This is a genomic window from Cryobacterium sp. BB736 (genome assembly GCF_014980265.1).
Taxonomy (GTDB): Bacteria; Actinomycetota; Actinomycetes; order Actinomycetales; family Microbacteriaceae; genus Terrimesophilobacter.
In genome coordinates this window covers 16,984-36,184 of sequence record NZ_JABXWQ010000004.1, presented here as the reverse complement: position 1 = coordinate 36,184, position 19,201 = coordinate 16,984, and the positions used below count along the sequence as shown (strand labels likewise).

Below are 19,201 nucleotides of genomic sequence, written 5' to 3'. Positions count from 1 at the left end.
ATGGATTTCCTGCCAACGCTGTGGTTTGTGCTCATTGCCTTCCTCTGGATCGGCTACCTGCTGCTCGACGGGTTCGACCTCGGGGTGGGCATGCACATGCTGGTCTCCACGCGCAGCGAGAAGGAGCGCAGGCTGCTGCTCAACACGATCGGCCCGGTCTGGGACGGCAACGAGGTGTGGTTGATCACCGCGGGTGCTGCGACCTTCGCCGCGTTCCCCGTCTGGTACGCGACCCTCTTCTCCGGGCTCTACCTGCCGCTGGTGATCGTGCTGCTCGCCCTCATCGTTCGCGCGGTGTCGATCGAGTACCGCGGGAAGGCGGCCACAGAGCGCGGACGTCGGGTGTGGCACGTGCTGCTGGGCGCCGGTTCGTTCGGCGCGGCATTCGGCATCGGCGCGATGCTCGCGATCACGACGACCGGACTGCCGATCGATGAGAACGCCATCCGCGTCGGCGGCGCGTTCGCGTGGTTCAGTCTCGAGTCGGTGATCGGCGGGCTGGCCGTCGTCGGATTCTGCTTCGTGCATGGCGCAACCTTCCTGGCGCTGAAGACCGACGGCGACATCCGCTACCGGATGCGCCGGATCATCCGGCTTAGCGCCCCGGTCGCGTTGCTGCCGATCGTCGTCTGGGTGCTCATCGTCGTCGCCGACGGCAGCTCACTGACCGCGTACGGTCTTGTCGGCGTCGCGGCGAGCGGCGCGGTGATCGGCTGGATCGCCAACCGGGCAGGGCGGGAAGGGTGGGCCTTCACCGGCTTCTCGGTCCTGCTCACCGCGGGCGCCTCGGCGATATTCCTCGCTGCCTACCCGGTCGTCCTCCCGTCGTCGATCGATGCCGCATACGACCTCACCATCCAGAACGCGTCGTCGTCCGACTACACGCTCGGCGTCATGACCATCGTCGCCGCCATCGGCATCCCGGTGCTGCTGGTCTACCAGGGGTGGTCCTACTGGGTGTTCCGCAAGCGACTGACAGCTGCGGCGATCCCGGACGCGCAGCCGGTTGTGCCGGCGGTGAAGCGGCCGTGACCAGGAGCAGGGCCAGGGCAGGGTCGCCGATCGCGCTGCTGTCGGCGGCCGACCGCCCGGTGCTGTACCTGCTCGGCCTGCTGAGCGCGCTCAAAGGGGTGGGCCTGGTCGGGCTGGCCTGGGCGCTCGCGCACGGCATCGTCGCCGTCATCGACGGCACGGCCGGCTGGCAGGTGGCTGTCGTGGTCGGTCTGGGCTGTGCGGTGCTCCGCGCCGTCGTCGCGTGGGCGCACAACGCGCTTTCGGCACGAGCCGCGTTGGGCGCCAAGGAGCGGCTGCGCGCGCGACTGGCCGAAGCGGCGGTGCGCGACCCGTACGTCTCCGAGGGTTCGCTCACCACCCTTGCGACCCACGGTCTCGACGCGCTCGACGACTACTTCACGGTGTTCCTGCCCGCGACCGTGTCGGCTGCGACGATCCCACTCCTCGCCGGCGTCGCGATCCTGTCTGCCGACTGGGTGAGTGCGCTCATCATCGTGCTCACAGTCCCGCTGGTGCCGCTGTTCATGGCGCTCATCGGCGTGCACACGCAGGAGCGGGTGAGCGCGGCGGCGGATGCGCTCGCGCGGTTCTCCGACCACCTGGTCGAACTGGCCCGCGGGCTGCCGGTGCTGGTCGGCCTCGGCCGCTCGCGCGAGCAGGCCGACGCGCTGCACCGGATCGCGCAGCGGCAGCACAACACCACGCTGCAGACGCTGAAGACCGCGTTCCTGTCCAGCCTCGCGCTCGAGCTGATCTCCACCATCTCGGTGGCCGTGGTCGCGGTGTTCATCGGTGTGCGCCTGGTCTACGGCGAACTCGACCTGACCGTCGGACTGTTCGCTCTCCTGCTCGCCCCCGAGTGCTTCGCGCCGTTCCGCGACGTCGGCGCCGCCTACCACGCCTCCGACGACGGTCGCGAGGCACTGCGGCGCGCCACCGCGATCGTCGACGCGCCACGACCCACGCGCGCGGCAGTCAGCGGGACACTGCCGCTGCGGGTGCGCAACCTGACCGTGCGGTATCTGGAGCGTTCCGCCGCCGCGGTGAGCGACGTCTCGTTCAACGCCGAGCGGGGCAGGGTCACCCTGCTTGACGGCCAGAGCGGCGCGGGCAAGTCGACGGTGTTCGCCGTGCTGAACGGTCGCACCGCAGACGGCGCGCACGGCGTCGAGGTCGAGGGCGACCTGACCGGGCTGCCCTCTGGCGGCACCGCCTGGCTTCCACAGCGGCCGGTGGTGACGGGCGACACCGTCGAGCTGGAACTCGAGAACTTCGGCGGGACGGATGCCGCGGCGCTGCTGCGCCGGGTCGGCCTCGCCCATCGGGCTGGCGCGCATCCGGCTCAGCTGAGCCCGGGGGAGCTCCGGCGCCTCGCCTTCGCCCGGGTGCTCGCGCGAGTGGATGCCGGCGCCGAGCTCGTGCTGCTGGACGAGCCGACCGCCCACCTCGACGCGCACAGCGCGGCGGTGATCGTGCGGCTCATCCAAGAGCTGCGCGCGAGTGGTGACGTCGCCATCATCGCAGCCTCGCACGACGACCGGGTCCGCGTCCTGGCCGATGACCGGGTCGTGCTCGGCGCGACGCTGGACGCGGTAGCAGAGGACCTGCCCGCGGTCGTCCAGGAGTCGACGGGCGAATCGCAGCTCAGGTCGACCGTCGCGGGACGCCGGGCGCATCCGGTGCGCGAACTGGTTGCCTTCCTGCGCCCGGTCGCCGGCAGGTTCGCGTTCGCGGCGCTGCTCGGAACCCTCGCGGCACTGTTCGCGGTGTCGCTGACCGCGGTGTCGGCCTGGCTGATCGTGCGCGCGAGCGAGCAGCCGCCGATCCTGCACCTCATGGTCGCCATCGTCGGCGTGCGCTTCTTCGGGCTCGGTCGCGCGGTGCTGCGCTATTGGGAGCGGCTGCAGACCCACGATGCGGTGTTCGCGGCGGTCACCCGCTTGCGCATGCGGCTGTGGAACGGGCTCGCCGGTTCCGGCGTTGTGAACCGTGCCGCGCGGCAGGGCGGTCGGGCGCTGTCGCGTCTGGTGCACGACGCCGACCAGGTGCGCGACCTCGCGGTCCGGGTCGTTCAGCCGGTGCTGGTCGGGGTGCTGACCTCCGCCGCGGTGCTCATCGCTGTGGCGGCCATTCATCCGGACGCGGTCGGGCCCTTCCTGCTCGTGGTGCTGATCGCCCTCGTTGTCGCGCCCGCCGTCGCGCTGCTCACCGACCGCGCTGCCACGCGCTCGCAGTCGCTGCTGAGGTCCCAGGTCATGCAACGGTTCGCTGCCCTGGTCGCGGCGAGCGACGACCTGAGCGGAAATGGGGTGGACGACCGGATGCGCGCCGAGCTCGCGGGCCTCGACGCGAGCGCGAGCGGCACTGCTCGGCGTGGCGCCCTGGCGCTCGGCGCCGGCAACGCGATCGTCGTGCTGGTGTTCTGCGCGCTCGCGCCGCTCACCCTCGCAATCAGCGCACCGGCAGCCGCCAGCGGTGCCCTCCATGCCGGACTGGTCGCCGTGCTTGCCCTGCTGCCGCTCGGCCTCATCGAGCCGGTGCTCGAACTGGTTGCCGCCGTGCAGCAGGCGCCCGCGCTGCGCGATGCCCTCAGCCGGGTGTCCACCACGACGACGGATGCGATGCCGGAGCGCGCCGCAGATGCCCCGCCGATCGATTCGATCACCCTCGACGACCTGAGCGTGCGCTGGCCGGACGCGCCGGCGCCGGCGTTCACCGGGGTCTCGGCCACGCTGACCGGCGGCGACTGGCTCACCGTCACCGGGCCATCCGGCGCGGGCAAGTCGACCCTGCTGCTGACCCTGCTCGGCCAACTGCGTCCCGAAGGCGGCCGCTACCTGGTCAACGGCAGGGACACCGCAGAAATCGACCCGGCGCTGCTGCGTGAGCGCATCGCCTGGTGCCCGCAGGAGGGGCACCTGTTCAATTCCACGCTGCGCGGCAACCTGACCATCGCCCGCGACCGCTCTGACGCGCCGGATGACACCGAGCTGACCGGGGTGCTGCGTCGGGTCGGCCTCGGTGACCTGCTCGAGCGTCTCCCGCTGGGCCTGGACACGCCCATCGGCGCGGCCGGCAGCAGGCTGTCCGGCGGGGAGCGGCAACGCGTCGCTGTCGCCCGCACGCTGCTGGCGCCCGCGGACGTTGTGCTCATCGACGAGCCGACAGCGCACCTCGATACGGCATCCGCCGAGGCGCTGATGGCGGACCTGCGCACCGCGCTGGCTGACCGCATCGTCGTGCTGGTCACCCACGACGCGAGCGTGTCAGGGGAGCGGCTTAGTCTTAACTGATGCAGCCAACGCGTGCGGTGAGGCCGTTCGAGGTCATCAGCGAGTACGAACCGAGCGGCGACCAGCCGACCGCGATCGCCGAACTGGCGGCCCGAGTCACCGCGGGAGAGACGGATGTCGTGCTGCTCGGCGCCACCGGAACCGGCAAGTCGGCGACCACCGCGTGGCTGATCGAACAGGTCCAGCGCCCGACGCTGGTGCTCGCCCACAACAAGACCCTCGCCGCACAATTGGCCAACGAGTTCCGCGAACTGATGCCCAACAACGCGGTCGAATACTTCGTCTCCTACTACGACTACTACCAGCCGGAGGCGTACGTCCCGCAGACCGACACCTTCATCGAGAAGGACAGCTCGATCAACGCCGAGGTGGAACGGCTGCGCCACTCGACCACGAACTCGCTGCTCAGTCGCCGGGACGTGATCGTGGTGTCCACGGTGTCCTGCATTTACGGCCTCGGCGCGGCCGAGGAGTACCTGGAGGCGATGGTCGCGCTGCAGGTGGGCCAGCGCATCTCCCGCGACCAGCTGATCCGTCGATTCGTCGCCATGCAATACCAGCGGAACGACATCGACTTCTCCCGCGGCAAATTCCGCGTGCGCGGCGACACCCTCGAGATCATCCCGGTCTACGAGGAGCACGCGATCCGGATCGAGATGTTCGGTGACGAGATCGAGGCGCTGTACTCGCTGCATCCGCTCACCGGCGAGGTGCTGCAGCAGATGGACGCCGTCTCAGTGTTTCCCGCGACGCACTACGCGGCAAGCCCGACCACCATGCACCGGGCGATCGGCACCATCCGGGAGGAACTCGCCGAGCGACTGGCAGAGTTGGAGAAAGCCGGCAAGCTGCTCGAGGCGCAGCGGCTGCGGATGCGCACCACCTTTGACCTCGAGATGATGGAGCAGATCGGGTTCTGCAGCGGCATCGAGAACTACTCCAGGCACATCGACGGGCGCTCAGCGGGGGAGCCGCCGAACTGCCTGCTCGACTACTTCCCAGAGGACTTCCTCGTCGTCATCGACGAGTCGCACGTCACGGTGCCGCAGATCGGGGCGATGTACGAGGGCGACGCCTCCCGCAAGCGCACCCTGGTGGAGCACGGGTTCCGGCTGCCCAGCGCGCTCGACAACCGGCCGCTGACCTTTGACGAGTTCCTCGACCGGGTCGGCCAGAAGGTCTACCTGTCTGCGACGCCCGGTAGGTACGAACTCGGCATCACCGACAGCATCGTCGAGCAGATCATCCGCCCCACCGGCTTAATCGACCCCGAAATCGTGGTCAAGCCGAGCAAGGGGCAGATCGACGACCTGCTCGAGGAGATCCGCCGGCGTACCGACCGCGACGAGCGGGTGCTCGTCACCACGCTCACCAAGAAGATGGCGGAGGAGCTCACCGACTTCCTGACGGAAGCGGGCGTCAGGGTGCGCTACCTGCACTCGGATGTCGACACGCTGCGCAGGGTTGAGCTGCTCACCGAACTGCGCCAAGGCGTATACGACGTGCTCGTGGGCATCAACCTGCTCCGTGAGGGCCTCGATTTGCCCGAGGTGTCGCTGGTGGCGATCCTCGACGCCGACAAGGAGGGCTTCCTGCGCTCGTCGACGTCGCTCATCCAGACCATCGGCCGCGCCGCCCGCAACGTGTCCGGTTCTGTGCACATGTACGCCGACGTGCTCACCGATTCGATGAAGATCGCGATCGAGGAGACCAACCGGCGACGGGACAGGCAGCTCGCCTACAACGCCGAGCACGGGATCGACCCCACTCCGCTGCGCAAGCGCATCGCCGACATCACCGATGTGCTCATCCGCGAGGGAGCGGACACCAAGGAGCTCCTGTCCGGTCGCGACTCGCGCAAACGCGCGGCGACGCCGGCGCTGCGCCGCGAGGGCCTTGCGGCGGCGGGCGCCAACGAGCTCGAGAGCATCATCGCCGACCTCAACGACCAGATGCTCGCGGCGGCCGGTGAACTCAAGTTCGAGCTCGCGGCGCGGCTGCGTGACGAGGTGGCCGACCTGAAGAAGGAACTGCGCCAGATGGAGGCAGCCGGCCACATCTGAGTCTCTCTAGAAAACCGCTAGTATTCATCGACACTTTGTCACTGGTTAACCGCGAGTTTGAGAGTACGAGATGGCCACTGCGCTTCCCAGCTTCAACCCGCCCCGGCCCTCCGGCGTATCCTGCGACACCTCCGACCTGATCCTCATCCACAGCACGCTTCGCCGCCTGTTCGCCGAGGCGCCGGGGCTGGTGCGCGCCGTCGCGGACGGTGACCAGAAGCACACCGGCCAGGTCGCTGAGCACCTCGATGACATCGCCGCCATGCTGCACACCCATCACGAAGGTCAAGACAGGGTGCTCTGGGACCGGCTCGAGCAGCGCTCCCCGGCGTGCGTGCCGCTGGTCGGTCGTATGCGCGCGCAGCATGACGAGATCAGTCGCCTGCTTGACCGCCTGGACCTGCACCTCACCACCTGGCGTTCCACCGCGCACGTCGATGACGGGCGGGGGGTCGCGGAGGTGCTCGCCCATCTGGGCGCGGTCCTCGTGCAGCACCTGGCCGAAGAGGAACAGCAGATCGTGCCGATCGTCGCCGCGACGCTGACCCAGCAGGAGTTGGACGAACTCGCCGCCCACCGCCGCGAGTCGACCCCGAAGAACAGGCTGCTCATCCGGCTCGGCTTCCTGCTCGAGTCGATCCCGCCCGAGGACCGGGACGCGTGGATGCTGGCGACCCTGCCGCGAGTGCCGCGCGTGCTGTACTCCCTGATCGGCAAGCGTCAATACGCGGCTCACCGCAGGCGTGTGCTCGGCGACGCGTGACCCGCGTGCACGCATCCACCGCGCGAGCGCGATAGCATAGAACATCCGTTCGAGGTGACACGGGGCGCTTGGGTCACGGTCAATGCCCAGCGGAAGATGGCAGAGAATTGACTTCAGTGAGTATCGACCCTGTAGACGGCCCGCGGCTGAGCGTCCGTGGCGCGCGCGTGCACAACCTCCGCAACATCGACCTCGAGATCCCGCGCGACTCCCTTGTCGTGTTCACCGGGCTCTCCGGATCGGGGAAGTCCTCGCTCGCGTTCGACACGATCTTCGCGGAGGGCCAACGCCGGTACGTCGAGTCGCTGTCGGCGTACGCGCGGCAGTTCCTCGGCCAGGTCGACCGACCGGATGTCGACTTCATCGAGGGCTTGAGCCCGGCGGTCGCGATCGACCAGAAGTCGACCAACCGCAACCCGAGGTCGACGGTGGGCACGATCACCGAGATCTACGACTACATGCGCCTGCTGTGGGCGCGCATCGGCGTTCCGCACTGCGCAGTGTGCGGCGAGGCAATCTCCAAGCAGTCGGTGCAGCAGATCGCCGACCAGCTGATGACCTTGGAGCCGGGCACCCGGTATCAGGTTGTTGCCCCGCTGATCTGGCAGAAGAAGGGCGAGTTCGTCGACCTGTTCCGCGAGCTCGCCTCTAGCGGCTACTCCCGCGCGCTCGTCGACGGTGAGGCGGTGCAGCTGTCCAACCCGCCGACGCTGAAGAAGCAGCTCAAGCACGACATCTCGGTCATCGTGGACCGTTTGGTGGCGGCCGACGACATCCTGACCCGGCTGACCGATTCGCTCGAGACGGCGCTGCGGCTCGCCGACGGCATCGTCGCGGTGAACTTCGTCGACGGGGAGGGCGACGGCGCGTGGCGCAGCTTCTCCGAGAAGCTTTCCTGCCCGAACGGCCACCCGGTGCAGCTCACCGAGATCGAGCCGCGCACGTTCTCGTTCAACGCGCCGTTCGGCGCCTGCCCCGAGTGCTCCGGCATCGGCACCCGGATGTCGGTCGATCCCGAGCTGCTGCTCGGCGACCCGTCGCTGAGCCTCGCCGAGGGCGTCATCCTGCCGTGGACCCAGGGCGGCAAGGGCCTCTACAACTACTTCCAGCGGTTGCTCGAGGGCCTGGGCAAGGACCTCGACTTCTCTCTCGACACCCCCTGGGAGGACCTGCACGGTGAGGTGCAGGATGCGATCCTGCGCGGCAACGACTTCAACGTCACGGTGCGCTGGAAGAACCGGTACGGGCGCGAGATGCGCTACAGCACCGGCTTCGAGGGCGTCATGCCGTACATCGAACGCAAGTTCCTGGAGGCAGAATCGGACTCGGCCAGGCAGCGCTACGGCAGCTACCTGCGCGAGGTGCCGTGCCCGGTGTGCGACGGCAAGCGGCTCAAGCCGGAAGTGCTTGCGGTCACCATTCACGGCCGCAGCATCGCAGACGTCAGCGACCTGAGCCTCGTCGACTCGTACGCGTTCATGAACGGGCTCGAGCTCACCGAGCGGGAAGCGCACATCGCCGCCGCGGTGCTGCGAGAGATCCGTGCGCGTCTCGACTTCCTCATCGAGGTCGGCCTGAGCTACCTGGACCTGTCCCGGTCCGCGGGGTCGCTGTCCGGCGGGGAGGCGCAGCGCATCCGGCTGGCGACGCAGATCGGCTCCGGGCTCACCGGCGTGCTGTACGTGCTGGACGAGCCGAGCATCGGCCTGCACCAACGTGACAACCGGCGGCTCATCGACACGCTCGTCAAGCTGAAGACCCTCGGCAACACCCTCATCGTCGTCGAACACGACGAGGACACCATCCGCACAGCCGACTGGTTGGTCGACATCGGCCCGGGGGCGGGGGAGCACGGCGGCAAGGTCGTCCACTCCGGCAGCTACGCGCGGCTGCTCGAGAACACCCATTCGATCACCGGCGACTACCTGGCCGGGCGGCGCGAGATCGCAACACCGAAGAAGCGGCGCAAGGTCGACAAGAAGCGGATGCTTACGGTCGAGGGCGCGCGCGCGAACAACCTCAAGGACGTCACGGTCGGCTTCCCGCTCGGCACCTTCACCGCGGTCACCGGGGTGAGCGGATCGGGCAAGTCGTCGCTCGTCAACGACGTCCTGTACCGTGCCCTCGCCAACGAGCTGAACGGCGCCAGGCAGATCCCGGGCAAGCACACCCGCATCAGCGGACTCGACAACCTGGACAAGATCGTGCACGTCGACCAGGCGCCGATCGGCCGCACCCCCCGGTCGAACCCCGCAACCTACACCGGCGTCTTCGACCGCATCCGCACCCTGTTCTCCGAGACGGCTGAAGCCAAGGCGCGCGGCTACCTGCCCGGCCGGTTCAGCTTCAACGTCAAGGGCGGCCGCTGCGAGAACTGCTCAGGCGACGGCACGATCAAGATCGAGATGAACTTCCTGCCCGACGTCTACGTGACCTGCGAGGTGTGCGGGGGAGCGCGCTACAACCGCGACACCCTGTCGGTGCACTACAAGGGCAAGAACATCGCCGAAGTGCTCGACATGCCGATCCGTGAGGCGGCGGAGTTCTTTGAGGCAATCAGCGCCATCCACCGCTACCTGAAGACGCTGGAGGAGGTCGGGCTCGGCTACGTGCGACTCGGGCAGAGCGCGACGACACTGTCCGGCGGTGAGGCGCAACGCGTCAAGCTCGCCACCGAGCTGCAGCGTCGCTCTGTCGGCCGCAGCATCTACGTGCTCGACGAGCCCACAACCGGGCTGCACTTCGAGGACGTGCGTAAACTCCTGCTCGTGCTGAATGGCCTGGTGGACAAGGGGAACACCGTCATTGTGATCGAGCACAACCTCGACGTGATCAAGTCGGCGGACTGGATCATCGATCTCGGGCCGGAGGGCGGCGCTGGCGGCGGCACCGTCGTCGCGACCGGCACCCCGGAGAAGATCGCGAAGGCGCCGGACAGCCACACAGGGACCTTCCTCGCCGAGGTCCTCGGCGTGTAAGGCCATGACGAAGACCGTGAGCTACCGCCCGAAGGCGGGCGAGATCCCGCAGCGGCCGGGCGTCTACCGGTTCCGTGACGCGCAGGGTCGCGTGCTGTACGTCGGCAAGGCCAAGAACCTGCGGGCGCGGCTGAGCAACTACTTCGGGCCGCTGCACAGCCTGCACGAGCGCACCCGAGCGATGGTCACCACAGCGTCATCGGTCGAGTGGACGGTGGTCGCGAGCGAGTTTGAGGCGTTGCAGCTCGAGTTCAGCTGGATCAAGGAGTTCAACCCGCCGTTCAACGTGCAGTTCCGGGACGACAAGTCGTACCCGTACCTGGCGATCACCCTCGGGGAGCCGGTGCCGCGTGTGATGGTCACCCGCAACCGGTCGATCAAGGACGCCCGCTACTTCGGCCCGTACACCAAGGTGTGGGCGATCAGGGAGACCGTCGACCTGATGCTCAAGGCGTTCCCGATGCGCAGCTGCTCCGACGGCATCTACAAGCGCGCCGAGCAGACCGGTCGGCCGTGCCTGCTCGGTGACATCGGCAAGTGCGCGGCGCCGTGCGTCGGCCGGATCAGCAAGTCCGACCACAAGGCGATCGCGCTCGACTTCGCGAGCTTCATGGCCGGCAACGACTCCCGGTTCCTCGACGAGCTGGAGAAGCGGATGCGCGAGGCCGCCGCCGCGCAGGACTACGAGCAGGCGGCGAGACTCCGCGACCAGCTGTTGGCGCTGCAGGCCGTGCTCACCAAGAACTCCGTCGTGCTGCCGGAGGCGGTCGACGCCGACGTCATCGGGGTCGCCCACGACGAACTCGCCGCGGCCGTCCAGCTGTTTGTCGTGCGCGGTGGACGCATCCGCGGTGTGCATAGCTGGGTGGTTGACAAGGAACTCGATCTCGAGCTGCCGGAGCTGGTCGAGAACATCATCCTGAACGCCTATGAGAGCAGGCTCGTGCCGGCGAAGGTCGTCGTTGTGCCCGCGCTGCCTGAGGACGCCGACGAGGTGCAGCTGTGGCTCACCGAGCGCAGGCGCGCGGGCGGCGAGCGGTCGAAGTCCACCATGCGGGTCGCCCAACGCGGCGACCTCGCGTCGCTCGCGACCACGGTGCGCAACAACGCGCAGTCCGCGTTCCTCAGCTACAAGACGCGGCGCAGCGGCGACTTCGTCGCACGCTCGCAAGCGCTTGCCGACATCCAGGACGCGCTCGGCATGGAGCAGGCGCCGCTGCGCATCGAATGCTTCGACGTGTCGCACCTCGGCGGGACCAACATCGTCGCATCGATGGTGGTCTTCGAAGACGGTTTGCCCCGCAAGGACCAGTACCGTCGGTTCAGCATCGCCTCCTCGACGGACGACACGGAGTCGATCTACCAGACCCTCAGCCGCCGGCTCGCGCGCATCAACGAGCCCGACGACGACCTGGAGGTGATCAGCGAGGACGGCGAGGTCGCCCAGAAGCCCAAGCGGTTCGCCTACCGTCCGAACCTCCTGATCGTCGACGGCGGTCAACCGCAGGTACAGGCCGCGGCCCGCGCGCTGCGGGACGCCGGCGTGGACTACGCCAACGGCGACGGCATCGCCCTGTGCGGGATCGCGAAGCGGCTCGAGGAGATCTGGGTGCCGGACTCCGACTACCCGGTGATCCTGCCGCGCAACAGCGAGGCGCTGTTCCTGTTCCAGCGCATCCGCGACGAGGCACACCGGTTCGCGATCAGCTACCAGCGGCAGCGGCGCAAGAAGGACATCCGGTCGCAGCTCGCCGACATCCCTGGACTCGGCCCGGCACGCGTGCGCGAGCTGCTCCGCCACTTCGGCTCGGTGACCCGACTGCGGCAGGCGTCGCAGGTCGAGATCGCCGAGGTCAAGGGCATCGGCAAGGCAACCGCGCGCACGATCCATGAGCGACTTCGCGCCTGAGCGGCCGGCCGGCTCGGTAAGCTTGGGGCACTCACGCTGAGAGGATCGACGACATGACGGATGACGGCACCCGCCAGGAGGTGCTTGTCGTCACGGGAATGTCCGGGGCCGGTCGTTCGACCGTCGGCAACGCGCTCGAGGACCTCGGCTGGTACGTGGTGGACAACCTGCCGCCGCAGATGCTGAAGCCCCTGGTGGAGCTCGCGTCGCGCGCCGGAGATGCCATCCCGAAGATCGCCGCGGTCATCGACGTGCGCGGTGGGCGGCTGTTCTCCGAGCTCGGCGCGGTCATCGAGGAGCTTCGCACGACCGCCTCGGTGCAGGTGGTGTTCCTCGAGGCGACCGACGACGCGCTGGTGCGCCGGTTCGAGCAGGTGCGCAGGCCGCATCCGCTGCAGGGCGACGGCGACACCATCCTCGACGGGATCGTCGCCGAGCGGGCCAGGATGCTGCAGATCCGCGAGTCGAGCGACGTCATCATCGACACCTCGGACCTCAACATCCACCAGCTGGCGACCGAGATCCAGGAGACCTTCGCTGAAGCCGGCGCCCCTGGACTGCAGGTGACCGTGATGAGCTTCGGCTTCAAGTACGGCGTGCCGACCGACGCCGACCTGGTGGCCGACATGCGCTTCCTGCCCAACCCGTTCTGGGTGCCGGATCTACGGCCGATGACCGGCAAGGATGCGCGGGTAAGCGACTATGTGCTGGCGCAGGAGGGTGCCACCGAGTTCTTCGACAACTACGTGCGCGCGCTCGAGCCGGTGCTCGCCGGCTATCAGCGCGAGAACAAGAGACACGCTACGATCGCCTTTGGCTGTACGGGGGGAAAGCACCGCTCCGTGGCGATGGCCGAAAAGCTCGCAGAGCGGATCAGGAATCTGCCGGGGGTCGCCGTCAGCACCAAACACCGCGATCTTGGCCGCGAATAGCGGCACAATCACCCGTTTCAAGGAGGACCCGATGGCGCTCACCGCCGATGTCAAGGACGAGCTGGCCAGGATCGAGGTCAGCAAGACGACGGTGCGGGCGGCAGAACTGGCGACCATCCTCCGCTTCTCCGGCGGGCTGCACCTGATCTCCGGCCGCATCGCGGTCGAGTCAGAACTGGATTCACCGGTCATCGCGCGCCGCGTCCGCCGCGATCTCGCCGAGTTGTACGGCGTCCGCAGCGAGCTGGCCGAGATCTCGGCGTCCGGCATCCGCCGCACCAGCCACTTCCTCGTCCGGGTGCTCGAGGGCGGCGAGACGCTCGCGCGGCAGACCGGCCTGCTCGACGCCCGCCGCCGCCCGGTGCGCGGGCTTCCCAACCGCCTGACCACCGGCTCCCAGGAGGAGCTGGCGGCCCTCTGGCGCGGAGCGGTGCTCGCGCGCGGCTCACTGACCGACCCCGGACGCTCCGCAGCCCTCGAGGTGACCTGCCCCGGCAACGAGTCGGCGATGGCGCTGGTCGGCGCCGCGGGACGACTCGGCATCTCCGCCAAGGCCCGTGAGGTGCGGGGCGTGCACCGAGTGGTCATCCGCGACGGTGAGGCGATCAGCTCGATGCTGCGGATCATGGGCGCGACGAACGCAGTGACGAAATGGGAAGAGCTTCGGCAGCGGCGTGAGGTGCGGGCCACCGCGAACCGCCTGGTGAACTTCGACGACGCCAACCTGCGCCGCTCCGCCCAGGCAGCCGTCGCGGCCTGCGCGCGCGTCGAACGCGCGCTGGAGATCCTCGACTCCCAAGTGCCAGACCACCTGCGCTATGCGGGGGAGCTGCGCTTGCGCTTCCGCGACGCGAGCCTCGACGAGCTCGGCCAGCACGCCGACCCGCCGATGACCAAGGATGCGGTGGCCGGACGCATCCGGAGACTCCTCGCGATGGCCGACAAGCAGGCGGAGGACCTCGGCATTCCTGGCACCGACGCCAACCTGCCGGCCGAATACGAAGACGCATGAATTTTCCGTGCCTTCTGGGAAGCTTCTGAAAGCGAGCCGAGTTGGCGTCATTAGACTGATCACGTCCATCGGGCTGGCACGACACGTGCCGCTTTACATCGCTAGGAGCAGGTAACCAATGGCCGACTACACCCTTCCCGAACTTCCTTACGACTACGCAGCGCTCGAGCCGAGCATCAGCGGTCGGATCATGGAGTTGCACCACGGCAAGCACCACAAGGCGTATGTCGACGGTGCCAACACGGCCATCGCGAAACTCGCCGAAGCGCGCCAGTCCGGCGACTTCGCCAACATCAACAAGCTCGAGAAGGACCTGGCATTCAACCTGGGCGGCCACGTCAACCACTCGGTCTTCTGGACCAACATGTCCCCGGATGGCGGCGACAAGCCGACCGGTGAGCTCGCCTCCGCCATCGACGACCACTTCGGCTCGTTCGACGGGTTCATGGCGCACTTCACCGCCGTTGCACTCGGTGTGCAGGGCTCCGGCTGGGCCGCTCTGGTCTGGGACGCGCTGGGTGAGCGCCTGATCATCACCCAGTTCTTCGACCAGCAGGCCAACTTCCCGGTGGGGATGATCCCGGTGCTGCTGCTGGACGTCTGGGAGCACGCCTACTACCTGGACTACCAGAACGTGCGCGCCGACTACGTCAAGGCGTTCTGGAACATCGTGAACTGGGAGGGTGTGCAGCAGCGCTTCCAGAACGCGCGCAAGCTGTCCGGAGGACTCTTGTGAGTGTCAAGGTCGGAATCAACGGTTTCGGCCGTATCGGCCGCAACTACTTCAGGGCCGCCCTCGCGAAGGGCAGCGACCTGGAGATCGTCGCCGTCAACGACCTCACCGACAACGACACCCTCGCTCACCTGCTGAAGTACGACTCGGTGCTCGGTCCGCTCGCGAACGAGGTTTCGGTCGACGGTGACGCCATCGTCATCGACGGCAAGCGCCTCACCGTGTTCGAGCAGAAGGACCCGTCGCAGCTGCCGTGGGGAGACCTCGGCGTCGACATCGTGATCGAGTCGACCGGGCGGTTCACCGACCCCGAGGATGCCCGCATGCACATCGCGGCTGGGGCGAAGAAGGTGCTGATCTCCGCTCCGGCGAAGGGCGACACCCCCACCTTCGTGCTGGGCGTCAACGAGGGCGAGTACGACCCGGAGAAGCACGACGTCATCTCCAACGCGTCCTGCACGACGAACTGCCTGGCGCCGCTGGCCAAGGTGTTCCTCGATGAATTCGGAATCGAACGCGGCCTGATGACCACCGTGCACGCGTACACCGCGGACCAGAACCTGCAGGATGGCCCGCACCGTGACCTGCGGCGCGCTCGCGCGGCCGCCGAGAACATCATCCCGACCAGCACCGGCGCGGCGAAGGCGATCGGCCTCGTCATCCCCGAACTGGTCGGCAAGATGGACGGCTACGCGCTGCGTGTCCCCGTGCCCACCGGTTCGCTCACCGACCTGACGGTGGAGACCCGCCCCGGCCTCACCGTCGACGAGGTGAACGCCGCCTACCGTGCGGCGGCCGAGGGTCCCCTCAAGGGCATCATGCGGTACACCGAGGACCCGATTGTCTCGTCTGACATTCAGGCGGACCCGCACTCCGCGATTTTCGACGCCGGACTGACCAAGGTCATCGGCACGCAGGTCAAGGTAGCCGCCTGGTACGACAACGAGTGGGGCTACTCCCGCCGACTGGTCGACCTCACCGAGTACGTCGCCGCAAGGCTCTGACCCCGGGAGCCGCGCGATGCTTCGCACCCTAGAGACGCTAGAGCCGCTGGGGAGCAGGAGGGTTGTCGTCCGCTGTGACTTCAACGTCCCGCTCGATGGCGAGAAGATCACCGACGACGGCCGCATCCGCGCCTCGCTGCCGACCCTGAAGCGGCTGCTCGACGCCGGTGCCCGGGTCGTCGCGATCTCTCACCTCGGCCGGCCCGACGGCACTCCCGATGCGAAGTACAGCCTCGCGCCGGTGGCGAAGCGCCTGGGCGAGCTGCTGGGAAAGGACGTCGCGTTCGCGACCTACACCGTTGGGCCGTCCGCCGAGCGGACGGTGACCGGTCTCGCCGACGGCGAGATCGCGCTGCTCGAGAACCTGCGCTTCAACGCGGGGGAGACCGCGAAGGATGACGCCGAGCGGCGCGAGTTCGCTGCCAGCATCGCCCGGTTCGGCGACGCCTACGTGTCAGATGGTTTCGGCGTCGTGCACCGCAAGCAGGCCAGCGTGTTCGACCTCGCGGAGCTGTTGCCGAGCGCAGCGGGCCTCCTCATCGCGAACGAGCTCGACGTGCTCGAGCGGCTGACAGAGCGGCCAGAGAAGCCGTACACGGTCGTCCTCGGCGGTTCCAAGGTCTCCGACAAGCTCGGCGTCATCGCCCACCTGCTGCCGCGCGTGGACTCGCTCCTGATCGGCGGCGGCATGATGTACACCTTCCTCGCCGCGCAGGGTCACACGGTCGGCGCCAGCCTGCTCGAACTCGACCAGATCGACCGCGTCCGCGGGTACCTGGACGAGGCCCGCCGCCTGGGAGTGCAGCTCATCGTCCCGACCGACGCGGTGGTCGCGTCCCGGTTCGCCGCCGACGCAGAGCACACCGTCCGTGCGGCATCCGCGATCGAAGACACACCATGGGGCAACAAGGGCCTCGGCCTCGACATCGGCCCGGAGACCGCCGCGACCTTCGCCCGCATCATCCGGGAGTCGCACACCGTGTTCTGGAACGGCCCGATGGGCGTGTTCGAACTGGCCCCGTTCGCTCGGGGCACCCACTCGATCGCGCAGGCGCTCACCGAATCGAAGGGCCTCACCGTGGTCGGTGGCGGGGACTCGGCTGCCGCGGTGCGCGTCCTCGGTTTCGACGATGACCAATTCGGTCACATTTCAACTGGCGGTGGCGCGAGCCTCGAGTTCCTCGAGGGTAAGCGGCTGCCCGGACTGGAGGTTCTCGGATGGCAGTAGCAGGCAGGGCGGGTCGTACCCCGCTGATCGCGGGAAACTGGAAGCTCAATCTCGACCACCTGCAGGCGATCGCCTTCGTGCAGAAGCTCGCGTGGAGCCTCAAGGACGCTCGTCACGACTTCGACACGGTGGAGGTCGCCGTATTTCCGCCGTTCACCGACCTTCGCTCGGTGCAGACGCTCGTATCGGCGGACAAGCTGCCGATCAAGTACGGCGCTCAGGATGTCTCCGAACACGAATCCGGGGCATACACGGGAGAGGTGTCGGCCCAGTTCCTGGCCGCGCTGAACTGCTCATATGTGATCATCGGCCACTCCGAGCGGCGGGCGCTGCACGGTGAGACCGACGAGCTCATCGCGCGCAAGGCCAAGGCCGCCATCAAGGCCGGACTGGTCCCGGTCATCTGCGTGGGGGAGACGGCAGAGGACCTGGAACAGCACGGGCCGAGCGCCATCCCTGTCGCACAGTTGGGCACGATCGCCGAAGCGCTGAAGGCGGGCGACGACATCGTCGTCGCCTACGAACCGGTCTGGGCCATCGGCTCCGGCCAGGCGGCGACGGCAGAGCAGGCCCAAACCGTCGCCGCGCAGTTGCGTTCGGTGCTCGAGGAGAAGCTCGACGCCGACACGGCCGCGGCCACCCGCATCCTCTACGGGGGATCGGTGAAGGCCGCCAACATCGCCGGATTCATGCGGCAGAAGGACATCGACGGCGCGCTGGTTGGCGGCGCAAGCCTCGATGTCGCCGAATTCTCGAGCATCGCGCAGTTCCCCAAGCACGTCGGCGTCTGACCGGGCGGGGTGCTGTGCAGCGGCCCGACAGTGCCGCGTTATACTGATCGGGCGCTCCCTTGCCCCCAAGAAAGGCATGTCTTCGTGGAATTCCTCCAGGTAATCCTTCAGGTGGTGCTCGGCATCACGAGCCTCCTGCTGACCCTGCTCATCCTCCTGCACAAGGGACGCGGCGGTGGCCTCTCCGACATGTTCGGCGGCGGCGTGACCTCCAACCTCGGTGCATCGGGTGTTGCCGAACGCAACCTCAACCGCTTCACGGTCATCCTTGCGGTGGTCTGGATCACCAGCATCGTGGTGCTCGGGTTGATCACCAAGTTCGAGACCGGAATCTAGGAAGGCAGCGCAAATGGTAGGTGGCAGTGCGATTCGGGGATCACGAGTCGGATCGGGTCCGATGGGCGAACTCGACCGTGGTTTCCACGCCGAGCGGATCCAAGTCAGCTACTGGTGTGCCAACGGCCACCAGATCAACCCGTACTTCCTGGCCACGATCGAGCCGGAGGAGATCCCGGAGCAGCTGGACTGCCCGAACTGCGGCCTGCCGTCCGGGCGTGACCGCGAGAACCCGCCGGCCGTCACCAAGCTCGAGCCGTACAAGACGCACCTCGCGTATGTGAAGGAGCGCCGCAGCGAGGAAGAGGCGGCGAGCCTCCTCGACGACGCGCTGCAGCAGCTGCGCTCCCGCCGCGGCTCCTGACCGCGCTCGCGGGCTAGTACTCGCTCGCGATGAGGTCCTGCGGCACCTCTGCCGCGGCCTCGGAGTCGATGAAGTAGACGGTTCTGCGCTTCCCATCCGCGCCGGCAGCCGGGACCTCGAAGGTATTCGCCCGCGCGAGCGCGAGACCGAGCGGGCTGGCCTTGTCTGCCCCGGCCAGCGCGAGCCAGACCAGTTCGCCGCTGTTGATCGCTGGCAGGGTCAGGCTCAGCCGCTCCGGTGGCGGCTTGGGTGAGTTGCGCACCGGCACGACCATCCGATCGCTGACCCGGATGCCCTCCCGGTCGGGGAACAGCGACGCGATGTGCCCGTCGGGGCCGACACCGAGGAACACCACGTCGAACGCCGGCAGCTGCGCGCCGTCCGCCGCGGCGGACAGCTCCTCGGCGTAGCGGTCCGCGGCCTCGTCGAGGCTGAGACCGGCGTCGGATGCCGCGAACGGGTGCACGTGCGAGTCGTCGACATCGAGCGAGGACAACAGCGCATCCCTGGCCTGCTTGTCGTTCCGTTCAGGGTCGCCTGCGGGCAGCCAGCGTTCGTCGCCCCACCAGAAGTGCACGCGACGCCAGTCGACGGAGCCCACCCGCGGTGAAGCGGACACTCGGGCGAGGATGTCGATGCCGAGCGTGCCGCCGGTGAGCACCACGTGCGCCTCATCCTTTGCGCCGAGCACTGCGGTCATGGTGGTGATGAACCGGTCGGCGACCGCTCCTGCCAGACTCGCGCGGTCGGTGTGGACGAGCACGCGTCGTTGTGTCACAGC

The 19,201-nt window shown here is 68.1% G+C and carries 15 protein-coding genes; 14 read left to right on the top strand and 1 reads right to left on the bottom strand.

Annotation, left to right across the window (positions count from 1 at the left end; genetic code table 11):
• The 14 genes from cydB to IRG63_RS09610 all read left to right on the top strand — a co-directional run bounded on the left by cydB (position 1) and on the right by IRG63_RS09610 (position 18,420).
• Complete coding sequence (gene cydB, locus IRG63_RS09675; RefSeq protein WP_193509994.1) at positions 1 to 1,032, top strand: cytochrome d ubiquinol oxidase subunit II; 1,032 nt, start codon at positions 1 to 3, stop codon at positions 1,030 to 1,032.
• Positions 1,029 to 4,307 (top strand): thiol reductant ABC exporter subunit CydC, encoded by a 3,279-nt coding sequence (cydC, locus tag IRG63_RS09670; RefSeq protein ID WP_370566226.1) that lies wholly within the window; start codon positions 1,029 to 1,031, stop codon positions 4,305 to 4,307. The genes cydB and cydC overlap by 4 nt, the downstream gene beginning before the upstream one ends.
• On the top strand, positions 4,307 to 6,370 hold the full coding sequence (uvrB, locus tag IRG63_RS09665) for an excinuclease ABC subunit UvrB (protein WP_193509993.1): 2,064 nt from the start codon (positions 4,307 to 4,309) through the stop codon (positions 6,368 to 6,370). The genes cydC and uvrB overlap by 1 nt, the downstream gene beginning before the upstream one ends.
• 70 nt (positions 6,371 to 6,440) lie before the next feature.
• A complete protein-coding gene (locus IRG63_RS09660) occupies positions 6,441 to 7,133 on the top strand; it encodes a hemerythrin domain-containing protein (protein ID WP_193509992.1) in 693 nt (230 codons plus the stop codon).
• A 116-nt stretch (positions 7,134 to 7,249) separates the two neighbouring features.
• Positions 7,250 to 10,111, top strand: a complete 2,862-nt coding sequence (uvrA, locus tag IRG63_RS09655) for an excinuclease ABC subunit UvrA (protein ID WP_193509991.1) — start codon at positions 7,250 to 7,252, stop codon at positions 10,109 to 10,111.
• Between the two features lie 4 nt (positions 10,112 to 10,115).
• The gene (uvrC, locus tag IRG63_RS09650) at positions 10,116 to 12,020 is read left to right on the top strand and encodes an excinuclease ABC subunit UvrC (protein ID WP_193509990.1); all 1,905 of its coding nucleotides are present in this window, start codon (positions 10,116 to 10,118) and stop codon (positions 12,018 to 12,020) included.
• Between the two features lie 53 nt (positions 12,021 to 12,073).
• On the top strand, positions 12,074 to 12,952 hold the full coding sequence (gene rapZ, locus IRG63_RS09645) for an RNase adapter RapZ (RefSeq protein WP_193509989.1): 879 nt from the start codon (positions 12,074 to 12,076) through the stop codon (positions 12,950 to 12,952).
• A 31-nt stretch (positions 12,953 to 12,983) separates the two neighbouring features.
• Positions 12,984 to 13,964 (top strand): DNA-binding protein WhiA, encoded by a 981-nt coding sequence (gene whiA / locus IRG63_RS09640; protein WP_168627275.1) that lies wholly within the window; start codon positions 12,984 to 12,986, stop codon positions 13,962 to 13,964.
• Positions 13,965 to 14,082: 118 nt separating this feature from the next.
• A complete protein-coding gene (locus IRG63_RS09635; protein WP_168627274.1) occupies positions 14,083 to 14,700 on the top strand; it encodes a superoxide dismutase in 618 nt (205 codons plus the stop codon).
• The gene (gap, locus tag IRG63_RS09630; RefSeq protein ID WP_168627273.1) at positions 14,697 to 15,701 is read left to right on the top strand and encodes a type I glyceraldehyde-3-phosphate dehydrogenase; all 1,005 of its coding nucleotides are present in this window, start codon (positions 14,697 to 14,699) and stop codon (positions 15,699 to 15,701) included. The genes IRG63_RS09635 and gap overlap by 4 nt, the downstream gene beginning before the upstream one ends.
• 16 nt (positions 15,702 to 15,717) lie before the next feature.
• Complete coding sequence (gene pgk, locus IRG63_RS09625; RefSeq protein WP_193509988.1) at positions 15,718 to 16,929, top strand: phosphoglycerate kinase; 1,212 nt, start codon at positions 15,718 to 15,720, stop codon at positions 16,927 to 16,929.
• Complete coding sequence (tpiA, locus tag IRG63_RS09620) at positions 16,920 to 17,720, top strand: triose-phosphate isomerase (protein ID WP_193509987.1); 801 nt, start codon at positions 16,920 to 16,922, stop codon at positions 17,718 to 17,720. The genes pgk and tpiA overlap by 10 nt, the downstream gene beginning before the upstream one ends.
• A gap of 84 nt (positions 17,721 to 17,804) precedes the next feature.
• The gene (gene secG, locus IRG63_RS09615) at positions 17,805 to 18,056 is read left to right on the top strand and encodes a preprotein translocase subunit SecG (protein WP_168627270.1); all 252 of its coding nucleotides are present in this window, start codon (positions 17,805 to 17,807) and stop codon (positions 18,054 to 18,056) included.
• A 13-nt stretch (positions 18,057 to 18,069) separates the two neighbouring features.
• Positions 18,070 to 18,420, top strand: a complete 351-nt coding sequence (locus tag IRG63_RS09610) for an RNA polymerase-binding protein RbpA (protein WP_168627269.1) — start codon at positions 18,070 to 18,072, stop codon at positions 18,418 to 18,420.
• Positions 18,421 to 18,433: 13 nt separating this feature from the next.
• Here the strand turns inward: IRG63_RS09610 and pgl are convergent, their stop codons facing one another.
• A complete protein-coding gene (pgl, locus tag IRG63_RS09605) occupies positions 18,434 to 19,198 on the bottom strand; it encodes a 6-phosphogluconolactonase (protein WP_193509986.1) in 765 nt (254 codons plus the stop codon).
• Positions 19,199 to 19,201: the final 3 nt, after the last annotated feature.

What these genes read in the sequence shown, in the direction of transcription:
- cydB (WP_193509994.1), top strand. Translation starts at nt 1, where the DNA reads ATGGATTTCCTGCCAACGCTGTGGTTTGTGCTCATTGCCTTCCTCTGG.
- uvrB (WP_193509993.1), top strand. Translation starts at nt 4,307, where the DNA reads ATGCAGCCAACGCGTGCGGTGAGGCCGTTCGAGGTCATCAGCGAGTAC.
- IRG63_RS09660 (WP_193509992.1), top strand. Translation starts at nt 6,441, where the DNA reads ATGGCCACTGCGCTTCCCAGCTTCAACCCGCCCCGGCCCTCCGGCGTA.
- uvrC (WP_193509990.1), top strand. Translation starts at nt 10,116, where the DNA reads ATGACGAAGACCGTGAGCTACCGCCCGAAGGCGGGCGAGATCCCGCAG.
- rapZ (WP_193509989.1), top strand. Translation starts at nt 12,074, where the DNA reads ATGACGGATGACGGCACCCGCCAGGAGGTGCTTGTCGTCACGGGAATG.
- whiA (WP_168627275.1), top strand. Translation starts at nt 12,984, where the DNA reads ATGGCGCTCACCGCCGATGTCAAGGACGAGCTGGCCAGGATCGAGGTC.
- IRG63_RS09635 (WP_168627274.1), top strand. Translation starts at nt 14,083, where the DNA reads ATGGCCGACTACACCCTTCCCGAACTTCCTTACGACTACGCAGCGCTC.
- pgk (WP_193509988.1), top strand. Translation starts at nt 15,718, where the DNA reads ATGCTTCGCACCCTAGAGACGCTAGAGCCGCTGGGGAGCAGGAGGGTT.
- tpiA (WP_193509987.1), top strand. Translation starts at nt 16,920, where the DNA reads ATGGCAGTAGCAGGCAGGGCGGGTCGTACCCCGCTGATCGCGGGAAAC.
- IRG63_RS09610 (WP_168627269.1), top strand. Translation starts at nt 18,070, where the DNA reads ATGGTAGGTGGCAGTGCGATTCGGGGATCACGAGTCGGATCGGGTCCG.